This window comes from Mesorhizobium sp. RCAM 06353, from assembly GCF_059683585.1.
On the sequence record NZ_CM185031.1, the window covers coordinates 1,547,883 to 1,562,991 of the forward strand.

Sequence of the window (15,109 nt, forward strand, 5' to 3'; positions counted from 1 at the left end):
GACGTCAGGCCGAGATCCAAGCACGATGGAATCACGCCATGGAAGCGGTTTCCATCGCGACAGAGCCGCAACGCCCGATATCGGACGAGAACAGACATCATGGCAGACATCAAGCATTGGGACGAAAACCATTCCCGCAGTTTCCTGAATTACGGTCGCTATTTCATTCCAGAGCGCGAACGCCAGATCGAGATTATCACCGACCTGATCCCGCCGCCTCGCAGCGGCAGTTTGCTGGTCGAACTGTGCCCAGGTGAGGGCTTGCTCAGCCATGCGCTGCTCACACGCTTTCCGGACTGCCGCGTGCTTGCACTCGACGGTTCGGCGGGTATGTGCGTGCAGACGCTGGAAACCTGCCGCGACCAGGCCGATCGCCTGACCACGGCCGCGTTCGAACTGGAACATCGCGACTGGCGCGATTTTCCCGAACCGCCGCACGCCATCGTCTCCTCGCTTGCCATCCATCACCTTGACGGCGAACAGAAGCGCACGCTGTTCGCCGATCTGGCATCGGCGCTGCGTCCCGGCGGTATTCTCATCGTGGCTGATATCGTACGCCCGCCAAACGAAAGCGGCCTCGGGATCGCGGCGCGGCAGTGGGACGAGGCCGTGCGTTCGAGGGCGCTGGCAATCGATGGCGACCTGGCGGCCTTCGCGGAGTTCAACCGTCTGGGCTGGAACTATTTCCGCAATCCCGATGGCGAACCGATCGACAAGCCGTCTTCATTGGCCGAACAGCTGGCGTGGTTTTCGGAGGTTGGTCTCGTCGGTGTCGATTGCGCCTGGCTGTTCGCCGGCCATGCCATCTTCAGTGGGCGCAAGCCTTGATGTCACGGCACGGGCGTGGTGTCTTCAGACATGCGAGGGCGTTGGTTGATATAGGTTGGTAGTCTTCGCTCGAAGTGGTTTGACGTCTTCTCTGAAGGGCGACATGACAACGTTCGAATTTTCCGGCCACACACTCGATCTGCGGCGCGGCAGGCTGCAGAAGGCTGGCGTCGACATCGACCTTCGTCCGAAATCGCTCTCGTTGCTCGTCTATCTTCTTGAAAATGCCGGCCGTGTGATCGGCAAGGATGAGCTGGTCAACGCAGTCTGGCCCAATATCGCCGTCTCCGACGATTCCCTCACGCAATGCATGAAGGACATTCGCAAGGCGCTGGGGCCGGATGCGGACGGCCTGATCCGCACCATGATGCGGCGAGGCTACGTGATCGATGAAGACCGTGTCCGCCGCGTCGAGGATCGCGGAACGGCACCCGTTCGGATCGAGGACCATCGCCTGACGGACACGCCATCGATAGCCGTTCTGCCCTTCGAGAATCTGAGCGGCGACCCGGCACAGGATTATTTCGCCGACGGTATGGTCGAAGAGATTACCACGGCGCTGTCGCGCATGCGCTGGCTGTTCGTCATCGCGCGCAATTCGAGCCTAGCCTACAAGGGTCGTCCCGACGAGGTGAAGCGCGTAAGCGACGAACTCGGCGTACGCTACGTTCTGACAGGCAGCGTGCGCAAGGCCGGCGACCATATCCGCCTCACCGGCCAGCTCATCGACTCGTCCTCCGGCAAGACCATCTGGGCGAACCGTTACGACGGCAAGATGGCCGATATTTTCGACCTTCAGGATCGCATAACCGAAAGCGTCGTCGGCGCTATACAACCGTCCATCCTCTCGGCCGAGATCGAGCGCTCGCGGCGCAAGCGCCCGGAAAGTCTGGTCGCCTACGACTATGTGCTCCGCGCCTTTCCGCTGGTCTGGTCCCTGGATAAGACGCAAAACGAGACGGCCGGCGCATTGCTCGACCGGGCGATCGCAATCGAGCCGACCTATCCGCTGGCGCTTTCGCTGCTGGCTTGGTGCCATGAGCAGCGGGCTGTCTACAACTGGACCGAGACGCCGGTCTCCGCGCGCAATCAAGGCCTGCGCCTGGCGCAAAAGGCCGCCACACTCTCCAGCGACGACCCGATGGTGCTTGCCGTGCTCGGCGCGGCGCACTCCTTCGCGCGCGACTACGATGTCGCCGACGCCCATCTGCAGCGAGCCCGCGCGCTTGACCCGAATTCGGCCTGGGTGTGGATGCGTAGTGCCTGGCTCGATGTCTATCGCGAACGGCCTTCAGCGGCGATCGAGCAGTTCGAGCGGTTCGAACGGCTGAGCCCGATCGACCCGATGGGCTACATGGCGCAGATCGGTATCGGCGCCGCCCATTTCGTGGCCTCGCGCTATGACGAGGCCGTGACCTTGACCCAGCGTGGCCTGAGCCAACAGCCCGCCGCGACATGGGCGTTGCGCCAGCTGGTGACGGCCATGGTTCATGCCGGTCGCCGGGACGACGCGCGGCGCGAATGCAGCAGGCTGCTTGAGAGCTATCCGGGGCTGACCATTGCCAAGGTTTGCGATGCTCTGCCTTTCGGTTCAAGCACAATGGAACGGATCGTGGCCGGCCTTCGCGTGGCAGGCCTGCCGAACTGAGCCGGCCCGGCCGTCACCATCCGCGATATCATGATCGCGGCTCCGCCGGCGATCAGAGTCCGCGGCGAAGGCGACGGTCTTCCACGACTCGCGCCAGCACGACGGTGGGGTCGCGGTCGACGGGCAAGGCCAAAGCGCTCTCGATGTCGCAGGCCGTCAGGCCGATATCGCGGCGCTCGCATTCACTCATGGCGGCGAGAAGAGCGAGATTGCTGCGCGCCTTCCAGAAGCGTGGCAACCACAGCAACGCCCATTTCGCCGTCGCATACAGCCGAAATGTCCGTGAGAGGGAAGCATGCGGCCCGCGGCCGGCTTCGGCACCGATGAAGTGATCGATCGTCATCATGGCGTTGTCTCCGTCTTGGAACTGCTGTCGATAGCAGCGAAGACGAGGATAGCCAGGCACGTGCCGGACATCGTGAAGCTGCAACGAAACCTGCGGGAAATTGCAGCGAAAATTGCATGGAATGACCGAGAGACCGGTGCCGGCCGCTGAACCCGCCTGTGCATCAAGCGCCAAGAGCAAGCGGTGGTCCGGGAGGCCTGGAAGTCCCTCTCCCGAATCCGCGCGTCGATGATCTCGACGAAGCGCGCGAACAGCCGGCCTGCGACTTGATCTTGAGCTGCGGTAGATGTTGCGGCGATGGACCCTTCACCGTTCCCGGCACGATGCGCATGGCTCTGGCGATCGATTCCGTGGAGTGCCCCTGCAACACCAGGTCGACGACATATTCGCGCGTTGTCAGCGACAGGCTCTTCCAAATATGGGCGCGACTGAGGGGCGTCTTGGCCTTTGCTCACACGTGCTTGCGGCCGCCGGTCTCGCGGAACCAGGCGTCGGGGTAGGGGTACCACCAGTCCTGGATTGCCGGTCTGTGGTCGATGATCACCATCTTCGAGCGGCGGAAGGCGTCGAGCCCCTGACGGCCGAGTTCGCGGCCGAGGCCTGATGCCTTCCAGCCGCCGAAGGGCAAGGCGTCATTGTCGATCAGCGGGTTGTTGACCCAGACCATGCCGGCCTCGAGCCGTTCGGCCGCCTCATGCGCTTCGGCAAGATCCGTGGTGAAGACGGAAGCGCCGAGGCCGAACGGGCTGTCATTGGCAAGCCGGATCGCCTCGTCGAAATCCTTCACGCGGCAGATGGCGGCGACCGGGCCGAAACATTCCTCGCGGACGATGGCCATATCAGGAGTGACGCCGGTCAGGATGGTGGGCTCGTAGAACCAGCCGACATTGTGCGCGGGCGGGATCCGCCCGCCGGTGATTGCCCTGGCGCCATTGGCAATCGCATCGTCGACCAACCGCATGACTTTCGCACGGGCAGCCTCGCTGACCAGCGGGCCGATCTCGGTCTTGTCCATGCCGTTGCCGATGCGCAGGGCCCGTGTCCTTTCGGCGAACAGTTCGACGAAGCGATCATGCACGGCATCGACGACAAAGAAGCGCTCGGCCGATGTGCAGACCTGGCCGGTGAGGTGGAAGGCGGCGGTGACACTGCCCGCTGCGGCGACCTCAAGCGGTGCGTGCTCACTGATGATCAGCGGATCGCTGCCGCCGGCCTCGATGACGCAGGGCTTCATGCGTTCGGCGCAAGCGACCGCCACCGCCTTGCCGGCGGCGACCGAGCCAGTGAAGGCGACGGCGTGTGTGCGGTTGGAAGTGATCAACGCCTGCGCTGTCGCCGCGCCGCCGGGCAGGCAGGAAACCAGCCCTTCCGGCAACGAGCGGAACACGGTCATGTAGTCCAGTGTCGACAGCGTCGTCGCTTCGGCCGGCTTGATGATGCAGGCATTGCCGGCGGCGAGCGAGGCCGCGACGGTCCAGCACATCAGCAGGATCGGGAAGTTGTAGGGCATGATGTGGACGGAGACGCCATAGGGTTCGTAGCGCGCATATTGGAACGAGCCGGCCTGCGTCGTGCCGGCGATCTTGCCGGCATCGTCGCGCGCCATCTCGGCATAGTAGCGGAAGATCGGCGCGCAATTGGCGATCTCGCCGATGGCTTCGGGATAGGGCTTGCCCATCTCGCGCACCATCAGTTCGGCGCAGCGCTTGAAGTCAGCCGCCTCGATGGCGTTGGCCACGGCGTGCAGATGCTTGGCCCGGCTTTTGGCGTCGAGCTTTTTCCAGGCGGCTTGCGCCGTGGTTGCGGCGGTGAGCACGGCATCGATCTCGCCGTCGCTGGCGCCAGTGATGGCGCCGACGGTTTCGAGTGTGGCCGGATCGATCACCGGCTTGTTCGCGCCAGCCATCGGCCGGTAGTCCGGATTGACGAAGAAGGTCGGCCGCTCGGGGGAGAAGTGCATGGACATCCTCTCAGACCCGCTTAGCGGATCATGTAGACCTTCTTGATCGTCTCATGGACGGTGCAGACGCCTTTCCAGTCCTGCGGAAAGAAGGCTGCCGTGTCCGGCTCGATCTCGATAACTTCGCCCGATTCGTGGACGTAGGTGCAGCGGCCCTCAAGGAAGTGGCAGAACTCGTCGCGGGTGACGTGGCAGTGCCACTTGCCGGGGGTGCAGACCCACAGGCCGCATTCGGAGCGACCTTCCGGCCCCTTGTGGAGCAGCTTGCCCGAGGTGTGGGACTGGCCCTCGATCATGGTCGGGATGACGCCCCAGTCGACCAGGTCAGTAATGGCGAGCGGCGATTGCATGATTGGCGTGGTCATATCGATTTCCTTGAAAAAGGCTCACCGGCACATGAAGGCTTTGGTCAGCGTTTGCGTGATGATGGAGATGCCGGTCCAGCCGGCGGGAAAGAAAACGAGTGTGCCGGCCGCGACCGGAATCTCTTCGCCACTGTCATGAACATAGCTGCCGTTGCCCGACAGGAAGTGGCAGAACTCGTCGGCGCCGAAGGTGACCTTGCGGGTGCCCGGTGTGCATGACCACAGGCCGCATTCGCTCGACCCATCCGGGTTCTGCGACAGGATCTTGCCGGAGGCGCGCGGTGCGCCGGCAAGCGTGTTGCTGCCCGCGCCCCAATCCTCCAGTTCCACGCTCGAGGCTTTTGGCCATTGCGGTGTCGACATGTCTTGCTCCTATCTGTCAGGCCAGCATGTAGACGTTGCGCATGGTCTCATGCACGGTGCATTCGCCCGTCCAGCCGGCGGGGAACATGACCACGGTCCCGGCCGACACTTCTATCACTTCGCCGACATCCGAGCGGTAGGTCGCGCGGCCGGCGACGAAATGGCACAATTCATCGCGCGGGATCGAGAGCCGCCAGCGGCCCGGCGTGCACACCCAGATGCCGGATTCCGGCTGGTTGTTTGGACCCTTATGCACGAGCTTGCCGGTGGAATGTGAGGCGCCTGCCAGTGCGTCAGGCTGGGTGCCCCAGTCGACGAGATCGGTGCGGGTTGATGCCTGGTAGAGGTGCGGGGCGGAGGAGGTCATGGGCGTGCTCCGCTGGTGCGATGCTTAATGTTGGCATGTTGCGCCAAGGCACCCCCCTCTGTCCTGCCGGACATCTCCCCCGCAAGGGGGGAGATCAGATGCCGTCTCGGCTTTCGCCAATCACCAAGATTGCAGAGTGAGAACCGGCGGCGAAGCTGCCAATCTCCCCCCTTGCGGGGGAGATTGCCGGCAGGCCAGAGGGGGGTGCCTTGGCTCGACATCTCAAGCATCCCACTCACAGCAGCGCCTCCAGCAAACCAGCCGCTTTCTCCGGCCCGTTCTGCGCATGCATCTGTGCCGATGTCTTCGCCAGCTTCGCCTTCATCTTCGGGTCGGTCAGGCAGGTTTCGATCTTGGCGATCAGCTCGGCATCGGTCCAGTCGTAGCGCGGCATGCCGAAGCCGTGGCCGGTCTCCTCGACGCGGGTGGCGTTGTCGTGGCCGTCCCAGACATAGGGCATGATGATCGCCGGCTTGCCGAAATAGAGGCATTCGGTGAACGAGTTGTTGCCGCCATGGTGGATGACCGCATCAACCTGCGGGATGACCGAAGGCTGCGGAAACCAGCTCTCGACGATGACATTGCCGGGCACGTCGGTATACTGGTCTTTGTAGCCGCCGACATTGACCAGCGCGCGGTAACGCGTCTTGCCGAGCGTCGCGATGATGCGCTTCAACAGCTCGACATCGCCGGCACCGAGGCTGCCGAAGGAGACATAGAGCAGCGGGCCGTCATTGTTTTTCGCGAAGGTCGGTACAGCGTAAGGTTTCTCCTGCCGCACGCAGCCTTCGAGGTACTGGAATTGTGCCGGATCGAGTGGATGCCGGCGCTTGAACTTTGCCGCCTCGGGATAGAGCAGCAGGTTCAGATAGGGCGACGCCTCGAAGAATTGGCCGATCGGGTAGGGCGCCTCGTTGTTGGCGGTGAGGAAGGCGTTGAAGTCGTCATGGATCGGCTTGATCACCCCGTTGAAATGATCGCGATAGCGCTGGTGCCCGGCATGGTCGTTCTCGCCGCAGCCTGAGAGATGCGGCGGGATGTCCTCGTCCTCGATCTCGTTTTCCGAGCAGGAGATAACGCGCACCCACGGCTTGCCGAACTGTTTGATGGCCGGGAACAGGATGACGTTGTCGACGCAGATCACGTCGGGCTTGATGGCGGCCAGCACGCGCGGCAAATCCTTCTGCGCCCATTTGGCGCTGTCGACGATCGCCGTCCAACAATCCTTCACGTAATTGTCGACCTGGTCGTAGGGCGATTTGCGGAAGTTAGGGATGTGGCCGTTGATGAAATCCTCCCAGAACTTCGCCATCTGCTCGGGTGGCATCGGTTCGGACAGGTTCACGGGATGGGCCTCGAAGCCGTAGCCCCTGTAGACCTCGACGAAGCCGGGGTCCGACAGGAACACCGCCTTGTGGCCGCGCGCCTCGACGGCTTGCGCGATGCCGACGGAATTGAGCGCCGGGCCATAGGCCGCTTCGGGAAAGAACGCGATCGTCTTCTGCGCCATAAGGCTTCTCCTCTATTCCTCAAAAATTCTGACGTCGGCGGCATCCCAGCCGAGTTCGACCTGGTCGCCCGATGACACCGGCCGGCGGTCGGCGGCATCCGCGGTGACGCGTACCAGGAACGGTTTGGGCGACAGCGGCGTGCGGACGTGCAGCTGCAGATCCAGCCCGTGGTACGCCAGTGCCTCGACCGTGCCGGTGGTGCGGTTCGCGGTCTCGGGCGGCGGGAACAGCCGGATGCGTTCGGGCCGCACCGACGCGACAGCGGAAGCACCGGGCGAAAGCGCTGCGGGAACTTTGCTGGCAATGCGCGCGCCGTTGGCCGCGATCACGCCATCGGCTGACGCCCTGCCCGGGACGAAATTCATCACACCGATGAAGTCGGCGACGAAGCGGTCGGCGGGATGTTCATAGATTGCATGCGGCGTGTCGCACTGCAGCAGCTTGCCGTCTTTCAACACCGCCATGCGGTCGGCCATCACAAGCGATTCTTCCTGGTCGTGGGTGACGATGACGAAGGTGATGCCGACCTCGTGCTGCAGGCGTTTCAGTTCCAATTGCATGGCGCCGCGCAGCTTCTTGTCGAGGGCGCCGAGCGGCTCGTCGAGCAGCAGCAGCCGGGGCCGCTTGACCAGGGCGCGGGCGAGCGCAACGCGTTGCTTCTGGCCACCGGACAATTGCTCCGGCTTGCGGTCGGCGAAGGGGACAAGTTCGGTCGTCGCCAGTATGGCGTCGACGCGGGTGCGGATCTCGGCCGCCGGCAAACGCTCCATCTCCAGGCCGTAGGAGACATTGGCGCGGACGCTCATATGCGGGAACAGCGCGTAGGACTGGAACATCAGATTGACCGGCCGCTTGTTGGGCGGGGTCCTGGCGATGTCCTTGCCGTCGAGCAGGATGCGGCCGTCGTTCGGCGTCTCGAAACCGGCCAGCATGCGCAGCAGCGTGGTCTTGCCGCAGCCCGAGGGGCCGAGCAGGGCGAAGAACTCGTTCTCCCTGATATCGAGCGAGATGCCGTCGACGGCGGTGACGCGGCCGAAAGTCTTCAACACATGATCGATGGTCAGCAGCGTGCGCGGTTCGCTCATTGGCCGATAATCCCACGGTTGAGCCGCTGCGACAGGGTCAGCGCGGTGATAGAAACCGCCATGACGATGGTTGCCAGCGCGTTGATCTCCGGCGTGATGCCGAAGCGGATCATGGCGTAGATCTGCATCGGCAGCGTCGTCGAGGCGCGGCCGGCGCCCGCGGTGAAGAAGGCGATAATGAATTCGTCGACCGAGAGCGTGAAGGCAAGCAGCGCGCCGGCGATCACCGCCGGCAGGATCACCGGCAAGGTCACCCGCCGGAAGGTGGTGACGGCCGAAGCGCCGAGATCGGCGGAGGCCTCGACGATCGACCAGTCGAAACTCTTCAGCCTTGCGCGCACCACCGAGCAGACGAAGGCAAGGTTGAAGACGACATGGGCAAGGATGATGGTGTGCAGGCCCATGGTTAGGTTGAGCATGGAAAAGAACGACAGTAGCGCGATCGCCAGCACGATGTCGGGGATGATCATCGGCGCGAAGATCAGGGCTTCGAGGCCCTTGCCATATTGCCGGCGCATCTCGACGCCGATCGCCAGCAGCGTTCCGAGCAAGGTGGCGATTGCCGTCGAGACCAGCGCGACGACCAGCGTGTTGAGCGCGGCGGAGAGGATCGCGGAATTGTGGGCCAGCGAGACATACCATCTCAGCGAAAAGCCCGACCACGCCGTGGGCAGCCCGCCTTCGTTGAAGGACAGTGCGACCAGCACGGCGATCGGGATGTAGAGGAAGGCGAAGACGAGGCCGAGCACGAGCCAGAGCGTGCGCCGCGTGGCAGGGGAGCGCTCAGCCATCGGCGTTACCTCTTGCCTCAGCCGCACGTCCCGCGGCGCGATCAGCGGCGAGCGCCTGCGCCATCAGCACCAGAAGCATGATGGCGATCAGGGCCATCGCCAGGGCCGCGCCGAACGGCCAGTCATTGGCGGTCAGGAACTGATCGTAGACGAGATTGCCGATCATCTGGAAGCGGCCGCCGCCGAGCAGTGCCGGAGTGACGAAATTGCCGATCGACAGCACGAAGACGAAGACGGCGCCGGCGGCGATGCCGGGCACGGTCAGCGGCAGGATGACACGACGGAATGTGGTGGCTGCCGAGGCGCCGAGATCGCGCGAGGCTTCGGCCAGTTCCGGGTTGAGGCGCGACAACGGCGCATAGCAGGCGAGGATGACGAAGGGCAGGTAGTTGTAGACGAGGCCGGCGATGACGGCGCCTTCGGTGTAAAGCATCGAGGGCGGCTCGCCGGTGTAGCCGAACCAGCGCAGCAGCTGCGTGATCAGGCCCTCTCGGTTGAGCAGCACGATCCAGGCATAGGTGCGGATCAGATAGTTGGACCAGAACGGCAGCACGGCAAAGAACAGAAACACCGGCTGCCACCGGCGCGGTGCCGCCGCGATGGCATAGGCGGCGGCATAGCCGATCACCACCGCGATCAGCGTCGCCGTGCCGGCGATGCGCGCGGATTTGAGAAAGATGCCGGCATAGAGCGGGTCGAAGACCAGCCCGAAATTCTCCAGCGTGAAGGTGTAGTCGATGCCGCCATAGATGCCGCGCCGGAAGAAGGCGAGCGCCAGCACCAGCGCGCACGGCACCACCATCAACGCGGCCAACCAGACCAGCGCCGGAGCCATCAGCAGGGAGGAACGAAGTCGGGTCTGGGACAATTTCTCGGGTACCGCTCAGGGCCGGCGGCAGAGGCGCCGCCGGCCGTGATGTCTGCGCCGCTTACTGCGCAGCCTTGATCTCGCTGACGATCTTCGAATAGTCGCGTTGGGCTTCGCCGACGTCACGTAGCTGTTCGAACTTGACGAGGTCGGCCACCGGCATCGCCATGTTAGGGAATTTGGCCAGGAAATCGGCCGGCAGGCTTTCCATCGCCGGCTTGTTCGGCACCTTGTAGTCGATGTTCTGTGCCGCCCAGGCATGGTTCTTGGCGTCGAGCATGAAGTTGATGAACTTGAAGGCGTCGTCCTTGTGTTCGGAAGCCTTCATCACCACCATCGTGTCGACCCAGAGGTCCGAGCCCTCCTTCGGGATGACGTATTTGATCTCCGGTTTTTCGGCGATGCCGTAATTGCACCAGCCGTCCCAGGCCTGCACCATCAGCGCCTCGCCGGACACCAGCTTGGAATAGAAGGTGGTGTCGTCATAGGCGAGCAGCGTCTTCTTGGCCGAGATCAGCAGGTCCTTGACCTCGGCCATCTTGGCCGGATCGGTCTCGTTGACGGAAAAGCCCTTGTCGAGCTGGCCGGCTGCGAGCAGCCAGCGGTCGGTCGCCAGCATGGTGGTCTTGCCCTTCAACGCGTCGGAAGGCGCGAGCAGATCGCTCCAGCTCGTCGGCGCTACTTTCACCAGATCCGAGCGGTAGCAGAGGCCTGTCGTGCCCCAGGTGTAGGGCACGGAGAAAGTGTTGCCGACATCGTGCGGCAGCTTGGTCGCTTCCGGGTAGAGGTTGGCGAGGTTGGGGATCTTGGCATGGTCCACCGGCTCGGTCAGGCCGAGCTTGTTCAGCACTTCGGCGAAGGGCGAGGAGACGAAGACCACGTCATAACCCTTGCCGCCGGCGGCAATCAGCTTGCCCATGATCTCCTCATTGGTGGCGTGCACCACCACTTCGCCGGAGACGCCGGTCGCGGTCTTGAACGCGGCCATGGCATCGGGCGCCATGTAGCCGTCCCAGTTGGAGATGACGAGATCGGCGGCGTCAGCCCGCGCCGACAGCGCCAAGGCAAGGCCGAGAGCGATTGAAGATACCTTGAGCGCACGGCGCCGCGGGCTGGTAGCGGTCATGGCAGACTCCCATTCCGGTTGATCGTCGAATTCTGTCTTTGGACCCGGCGCGACCCATGCCGCTGCTCCGATCCGTTCCCTCGGTCTTTTGTTGCCGATTGCGCAGACAGTACTATTGCGGAAAAAAGTACGTCAATCCATAATTTGTCAACTGACCGAGGAATCTGACCGATTGCGCTTGTGCCGGCGATCGGCCAAACCAATAAGGCTCCATCCATCCGCCGAGACCAGTCCATGCAAGCCGCAGCCCGACGACCTCGCACCAACCATCTCGATCTGGCGCAGCGCATCCTGGATGTGGCGCGGCAGCGCGGTTTCGAGCCCGGGACGCGTCTTCCGGAGCAGCAGATCGCCTCGCTGTGCAATGTTTCGCGCACGCCGGTGCGGGCGGCACTCAGCCTGCTGGCGGAGCGGGGCGTCGTGCGTTGGGAGGCCGATACCGGCTATCATCTGGCCGTCGACCTTACCGCACAGACGGCCCTATCAGCCGAATTGCCCGTCACCGAGGAAGACGAGCTCGCCGAGGCAATCCTGCGCGACCGGTCGGCGCGGCGATTGGACCAGACAGTGACCGCCGCCGGGTTGATGAGGCGGTATAGTGCCGAGAGAAAGACGGTACTAAAAGCGCTTAATAAACTGACGGAAGAGAATCTGCTGGACCGTGCACCCGGCCAGTCCTGGCTTTTCCGCCGCACGCCCGACGATCCGGAAGCGCAAGGCGAAAGCTACGAATTCCGTCTGCTCCTGGAGCCCGCTGCGATCCTGACACCTGGCTTTCGGCTGGACGGCGCGCGGGCGGCGGCGTTGCGGCAAGGCATGGACGCGCTGTCGGCGCTGCCGGATGCCGCGTTCGACACGCGCGAATTCCAGCGGCTGGACATGGATTTTCACGGCATGATCGCCGAGGGTTGCGCCAACCGTTTCGTCGCCGACGCGCTGGTCGATCATCTCAGGCTGCGTCGGCTGCCCGGCATCTATGCCGGCGTCAACGTCTTCCGGCTGCGGCAATCCTTGCTGGAACATCTGAACATACTCGACCATCTCGAAAGCCGGCAGTATGAGGTGGCTGCCGATCTGCTTCGCATCCACCTGCGGCTCTCCCGCAATCAGCGACCGCAAGCGGCCAGCCGCGGAGCCCCCGCGCTGTTCGGCATGATCAGCCGGCCGGAATGACGAGGATTAATTGACGCGTAAAGCCAGCCCGACCATCGCGCTGTTCCCCGAAGCAAGCTTCGGCGCGGCGTTGAATTGCGTCGGCATCGCACAGGCATTGCGCGCCAAGGGCGCGCGGCCCGTCTTCATCTGCCATGCCGGTTTCTCCGGTGTCTTTGCCGACTATGGTTTCCAGGAATACCAGCTGCCGACCGACGAACCGCTGAGCGACAGCGAGCGCCAGAGTTACTGGCAGGCCTTCGTGCGCCGGCATCTGCCGCATTTCCGGCTGAGCCCGATCGACCAGCTGGAGACCTATGTCGCGCCGACCTGGCAGGCGATCGTCGATACAGCCGTCAATGCCGAGGCGCCGCTGCGTCAATTGCTGGCGCGGCTGAAGCCCGACGCCGTGGTGCTCGACAATGTCATCATGTTCCCGGCGATCGCCGCCGCCGGCTGCCCGTGGGTGCGTGTCGTCTCCTGCGCCGAGACGGAATTGCCCGACGCCGAAGTGCCGCCCTACCTCTCGGGAATGGGTGCGGATGACCCGCGACGCGCGGCATTCGAGGCTCGCTATCTCTCTGCCTCGGCGCCGGCGCATGACCGCTTCAACCGCTTTCGCGTCGATGCCGGCCTGGCGCCGCTGCCCAAAGGCCTGTTCCTCGAAAGCTCGCCCGACCTCAATCTGCTTTTGACGCCGTCGATCGTGCGGCGCGAGCGGGCCGTGCCGCTCGACCCCGAACGCTTCGTCTATCTCGAAGGCTGCGTGCGCTCGGAAGGGCCGTTCGAGGTGCCGGTGTTTCCACGCAATGGCGGGCCGCTGGTCTATGTCGCCTTCGGCAGCCTCGGCGCCATGGATGTCGGGTTGATCGAGCGTATGCTTGCCGTCTTCGACCGGCTGCCGGCGCGCTTCATCGTCAATGTCGGCGGCCTGCGCGATGCCTATCGGGCGGTTCCCGACAATGTCTATCTCGACGCCTGGTTTCCGCAGCCCTCGGTGGTGGCGAAGTCGGACCTGTTCATCCACCACGGCGGCAACAACAGTTTTTGCGAGGCGCTGCGCTTCGGCGTGCCGTCGCTGATCATGCCCTATTGCTGGGACGGGCACGACAATGCGCGCCGCGCCGAAGAGACCGGCACCGGCGACCATATCGGCCGTGATGGCTGGACGGAAGGAGTATTGGAGAAGGCTATTCTCGGCCTGCTGGCCGACGATGCCATGCGCGCCCGCCTGAAGGGAAATGCAGCGGAGATGGCGCTGAAACCCGGAACGGAAATGGCCGCGCAAGCCATACTCTCTCTGATACGGACTTGAACGAAATGCCTGACAAGAACACGAATAACGCTGCGATCTCCAACGACCCCAAGGCCTGGCTGGCACAGCACGGCATCAACGAGGTCGAATGCTTGGTGCCCGACATGAACGGCGTGCTGCGCGGCAAGGCGCTGCCGACGGCCAAATTTGTCAAGGCGCTGGAAGACCGCGCGCTCTATCTGCCGAGCAGCGCCTTCCTGGTCAGCATCGACGGCCGCTATTCCGGCTCGATCGACGAGGGTTTTGCCTATTCGGACCCGGACATGCGCATGGTGCCTGATGTCTCGACGCTGTGCCTGGCGCCGGGTGCGGGCGCTGGCAAAGCCTATGTCTTTGCCGACGCCTTCCACATGGACGGCAGGCCATGGATGGCCTCGCCGCGCCATGTGCTGCGCGCCGTGCTCGATCTCTACCGCCAGCGCGGTTGGCGTGCGGTGGTGGCGCCGGAACTCGAATTCTATCTCACCGCGCCCAATCCCGATCCGGACAAGCCGCTGACCGCGCCGGTCGGCGCCAATGGCCGTGCGGAGGGCGTGCAGCATCCCTATGACATGGCGGCGCTGGAAGAATTCGAGCCGGTGATCCGCCGCGTCTATGATTATGCCGCGGCCGCCGGGCTGCCGCTCGACACGCTGATCCATGAATCGGGCACGGGGCAGCTGGAGATCAATCTCCTGCATGGCGACGCGCTGCCGCTGGCCGACCAGGTGCTGCTGTTCAAGCGGCTGACGCGCCAGGCCGCGCAGCAATGCGGCATGCACGCCACCTTCATGGCCAAGCCGATCGCCGCCCAGGCAGGCAGCTCGATGCATCTGCACATGTCTGTCGTCGATGGGGCGGGCAATGCGCTGTTTGCCAGCAATGACGATGCCGACACCGAGATGTTCGGCCATTTCATTGGCGGCCTGCAGAAATATGTGCCCGAGATCATGCCGCTGTTTGCACCGAACGTGAATTCGTTCCGCCGCATAAGGCCGAACCACAGCGCGCCGGCCAACATCGAGTGGTCGCATGACAACCGCTCCTGCGGCCTGCGCGTGCCGGCCGGTGGCCGCGCCGCGCGGCGGGTGGAGAACCGGCTGCCGGGCGCTGATTCCAACCCCTATCTGGCGATCGCCGGTTCGTTGCTCGCCGGCTATCTCGGCGTCGAACAAAAACTGGCGCGCTCGGCCGAGGCTTCGGGCAATGCCTACAAGATCAAGAGCACGCTGCCGAAAACCATGGAGGAGGCACTCGACCGGTTCACGGCGTGCGACCCGGTGCGGCAGTTGCTTGGCGAAGATTTCTTCCAGACCTATCTGCGCGTCAAGAGCGTCGAGCTCGACCTGTTCCAGAGCGTGGTGACGAGCTGGGAACGCGACCATTTGCTGCTGAAGGTGTGATC

General features: G+C 63.8%; 15 protein-coding genes and 1 pseudogene. 5 read left to right on the plus strand and 11 right to left on the minus strand.

From position 1 onward, the window contains the following. Positions 1-99 precede the first annotated feature (99 nt). Both AC56QX_RS07200 and AC56QX_RS07205 read left to right on the plus strand, forming a co-directional pair. Positions 100-828: a class I SAM-dependent methyltransferase gene (locus tag AC56QX_RS07200; protein ID WP_497114806.1), complete on the plus strand. Its 729-nt coding sequence runs from the start codon at positions 100-102 to the stop codon at positions 826-828. A gap of 103 nt (positions 829-931) precedes the next feature. Then, positions 932-2,476: a winged helix-turn-helix domain-containing tetratricopeptide repeat protein gene (locus AC56QX_RS07205; RefSeq protein WP_497114808.1), complete on the plus strand. Its 1,545-nt coding sequence runs from the start codon at positions 932-934 to the stop codon at positions 2,474-2,476. A gap of 52 nt (positions 2,477-2,528) precedes the next feature. On the opposite strand, the gene AC56QX_RS07210 is transcribed toward AC56QX_RS07205, so the two are convergent. The 11 genes and pseudogenes from AC56QX_RS07210 to AC56QX_RS07260 form a co-directional block, all read right to left on the minus strand. Further along, positions 2,529-2,822 carry a hypothetical protein gene (locus AC56QX_RS07210; RefSeq protein ID WP_497114811.1) on the minus strand — a complete coding sequence of 98 codons (294 nt, stop codon included), beginning with the start codon at positions 2,820-2,822 and terminating at the stop codon, positions 2,529-2,531. A gap of 279 nt (positions 2,823-3,101) precedes the next feature. Beyond that, positions 3,102-3,240, minus strand: a pseudogene (locus AC56QX_RS07215) (LuxR C-terminal-related transcriptional regulator); the annotation flags it as partial. Positions 3,241-3,273: 33 nt separating this feature from the next. Next, on the minus strand, positions 3,274-4,782 hold the full coding sequence (locus tag AC56QX_RS07220; RefSeq protein ID WP_497114814.1) for an aldehyde dehydrogenase family protein: 1,509 nt from the start codon (positions 4,780-4,782) through the stop codon (positions 3,274-3,276). Between the two features lie 20 nt (positions 4,783-4,802). Next, the gene (locus tag AC56QX_RS07225) at positions 4,803-5,147 is read right to left on the minus strand and encodes a cupin domain-containing protein (protein WP_095202811.1); all 345 of its coding nucleotides are present in this window, start codon (positions 5,145-5,147) and stop codon (positions 4,803-4,805) included. Between the two features lie 21 nt (positions 5,148-5,168). Further along, on the minus strand, positions 5,169-5,510 hold the full coding sequence (locus AC56QX_RS07230) for a cupin domain-containing protein (RefSeq protein WP_497114817.1): 342 nt from the start codon (positions 5,508-5,510) through the stop codon (positions 5,169-5,171). A gap of 16 nt (positions 5,511-5,526) precedes the next feature. Then, positions 5,527-5,877: a cupin domain-containing protein gene (locus AC56QX_RS07235; protein ID WP_497114819.1), complete on the minus strand. Its 351-nt coding sequence runs from the start codon at positions 5,875-5,877 to the stop codon at positions 5,527-5,529. Between the two features lie 235 nt (positions 5,878-6,112). Beyond that, positions 6,113-7,387 (minus strand): glycosyltransferase, encoded by a 1,275-nt coding sequence (locus tag AC56QX_RS07240; protein WP_497114822.1) that lies wholly within the window; start codon positions 7,385-7,387, stop codon positions 6,113-6,115. 12 nt (positions 7,388-7,399) lie between these two features. Continuing rightward, on the minus strand, positions 7,400-8,473 hold the full coding sequence (locus tag AC56QX_RS07245; protein WP_497114824.1) for an ABC transporter ATP-binding protein: 1,074 nt from the start codon (positions 8,471-8,473) through the stop codon (positions 7,400-7,402). Next, positions 8,470-9,264 carry an ABC transporter permease gene (locus tag AC56QX_RS07250; protein ID WP_497114826.1) on the minus strand — a complete coding sequence of 265 codons (795 nt, stop codon included), beginning with the start codon at positions 9,262-9,264 and terminating at the stop codon, positions 8,470-8,472. Before AC56QX_RS07250 ends, AC56QX_RS07245 begins: the two co-directional genes overlap by 4 nt. After that, positions 9,257-10,099 carry an ABC transporter permease gene (locus tag AC56QX_RS07255; protein WP_497117702.1) on the minus strand — a complete coding sequence of 281 codons (843 nt, stop codon included), beginning with the start codon at positions 10,097-10,099 and terminating at the stop codon, positions 9,257-9,259. The genes AC56QX_RS07250 and AC56QX_RS07255 overlap by 8 nt, the downstream gene beginning before the upstream one ends. 94 nt (positions 10,100-10,193) lie before the next feature. Further along, entirely contained in the window at positions 10,194-11,258 is a 1,065-nt protein-coding gene (locus AC56QX_RS07260; protein WP_497114828.1) for a polyamine ABC transporter substrate-binding protein, read from the minus strand. Between the two features lie 234 nt (positions 11,259-11,492). Between AC56QX_RS07260 and AC56QX_RS07265 the strand changes: the two genes are divergently transcribed. The 3 genes from AC56QX_RS07265 to AC56QX_RS07275 are packed head-to-tail and all read left to right on the plus strand — an operon-like array spanning position 11,493 to position 15,107. Continuing rightward, the gene (locus AC56QX_RS07265) at positions 11,493-12,431 is read left to right on the plus strand and encodes a GntR family transcriptional regulator (RefSeq protein ID WP_497114831.1); all 939 of its coding nucleotides are present in this window, start codon (positions 11,493-11,495) and stop codon (positions 12,429-12,431) included. Between the two features lie 10 nt (positions 12,432-12,441). After that, positions 12,442-13,725, plus strand: a complete 1,284-nt coding sequence (locus tag AC56QX_RS07270) for a glycosyltransferase (RefSeq protein ID WP_497114834.1) — start codon at positions 12,442-12,444, stop codon at positions 13,723-13,725. A gap of 5 nt (positions 13,726-13,730) precedes the next feature. Further along, on the plus strand, positions 13,731-15,107 hold the full coding sequence (locus AC56QX_RS07275) for a glutamine synthetase family protein (RefSeq protein ID WP_497114837.1): 1,377 nt from the start codon (positions 13,731-13,733) through the stop codon (positions 15,105-15,107). Positions 15,108-15,109 lie beyond the last annotated feature (2 nt).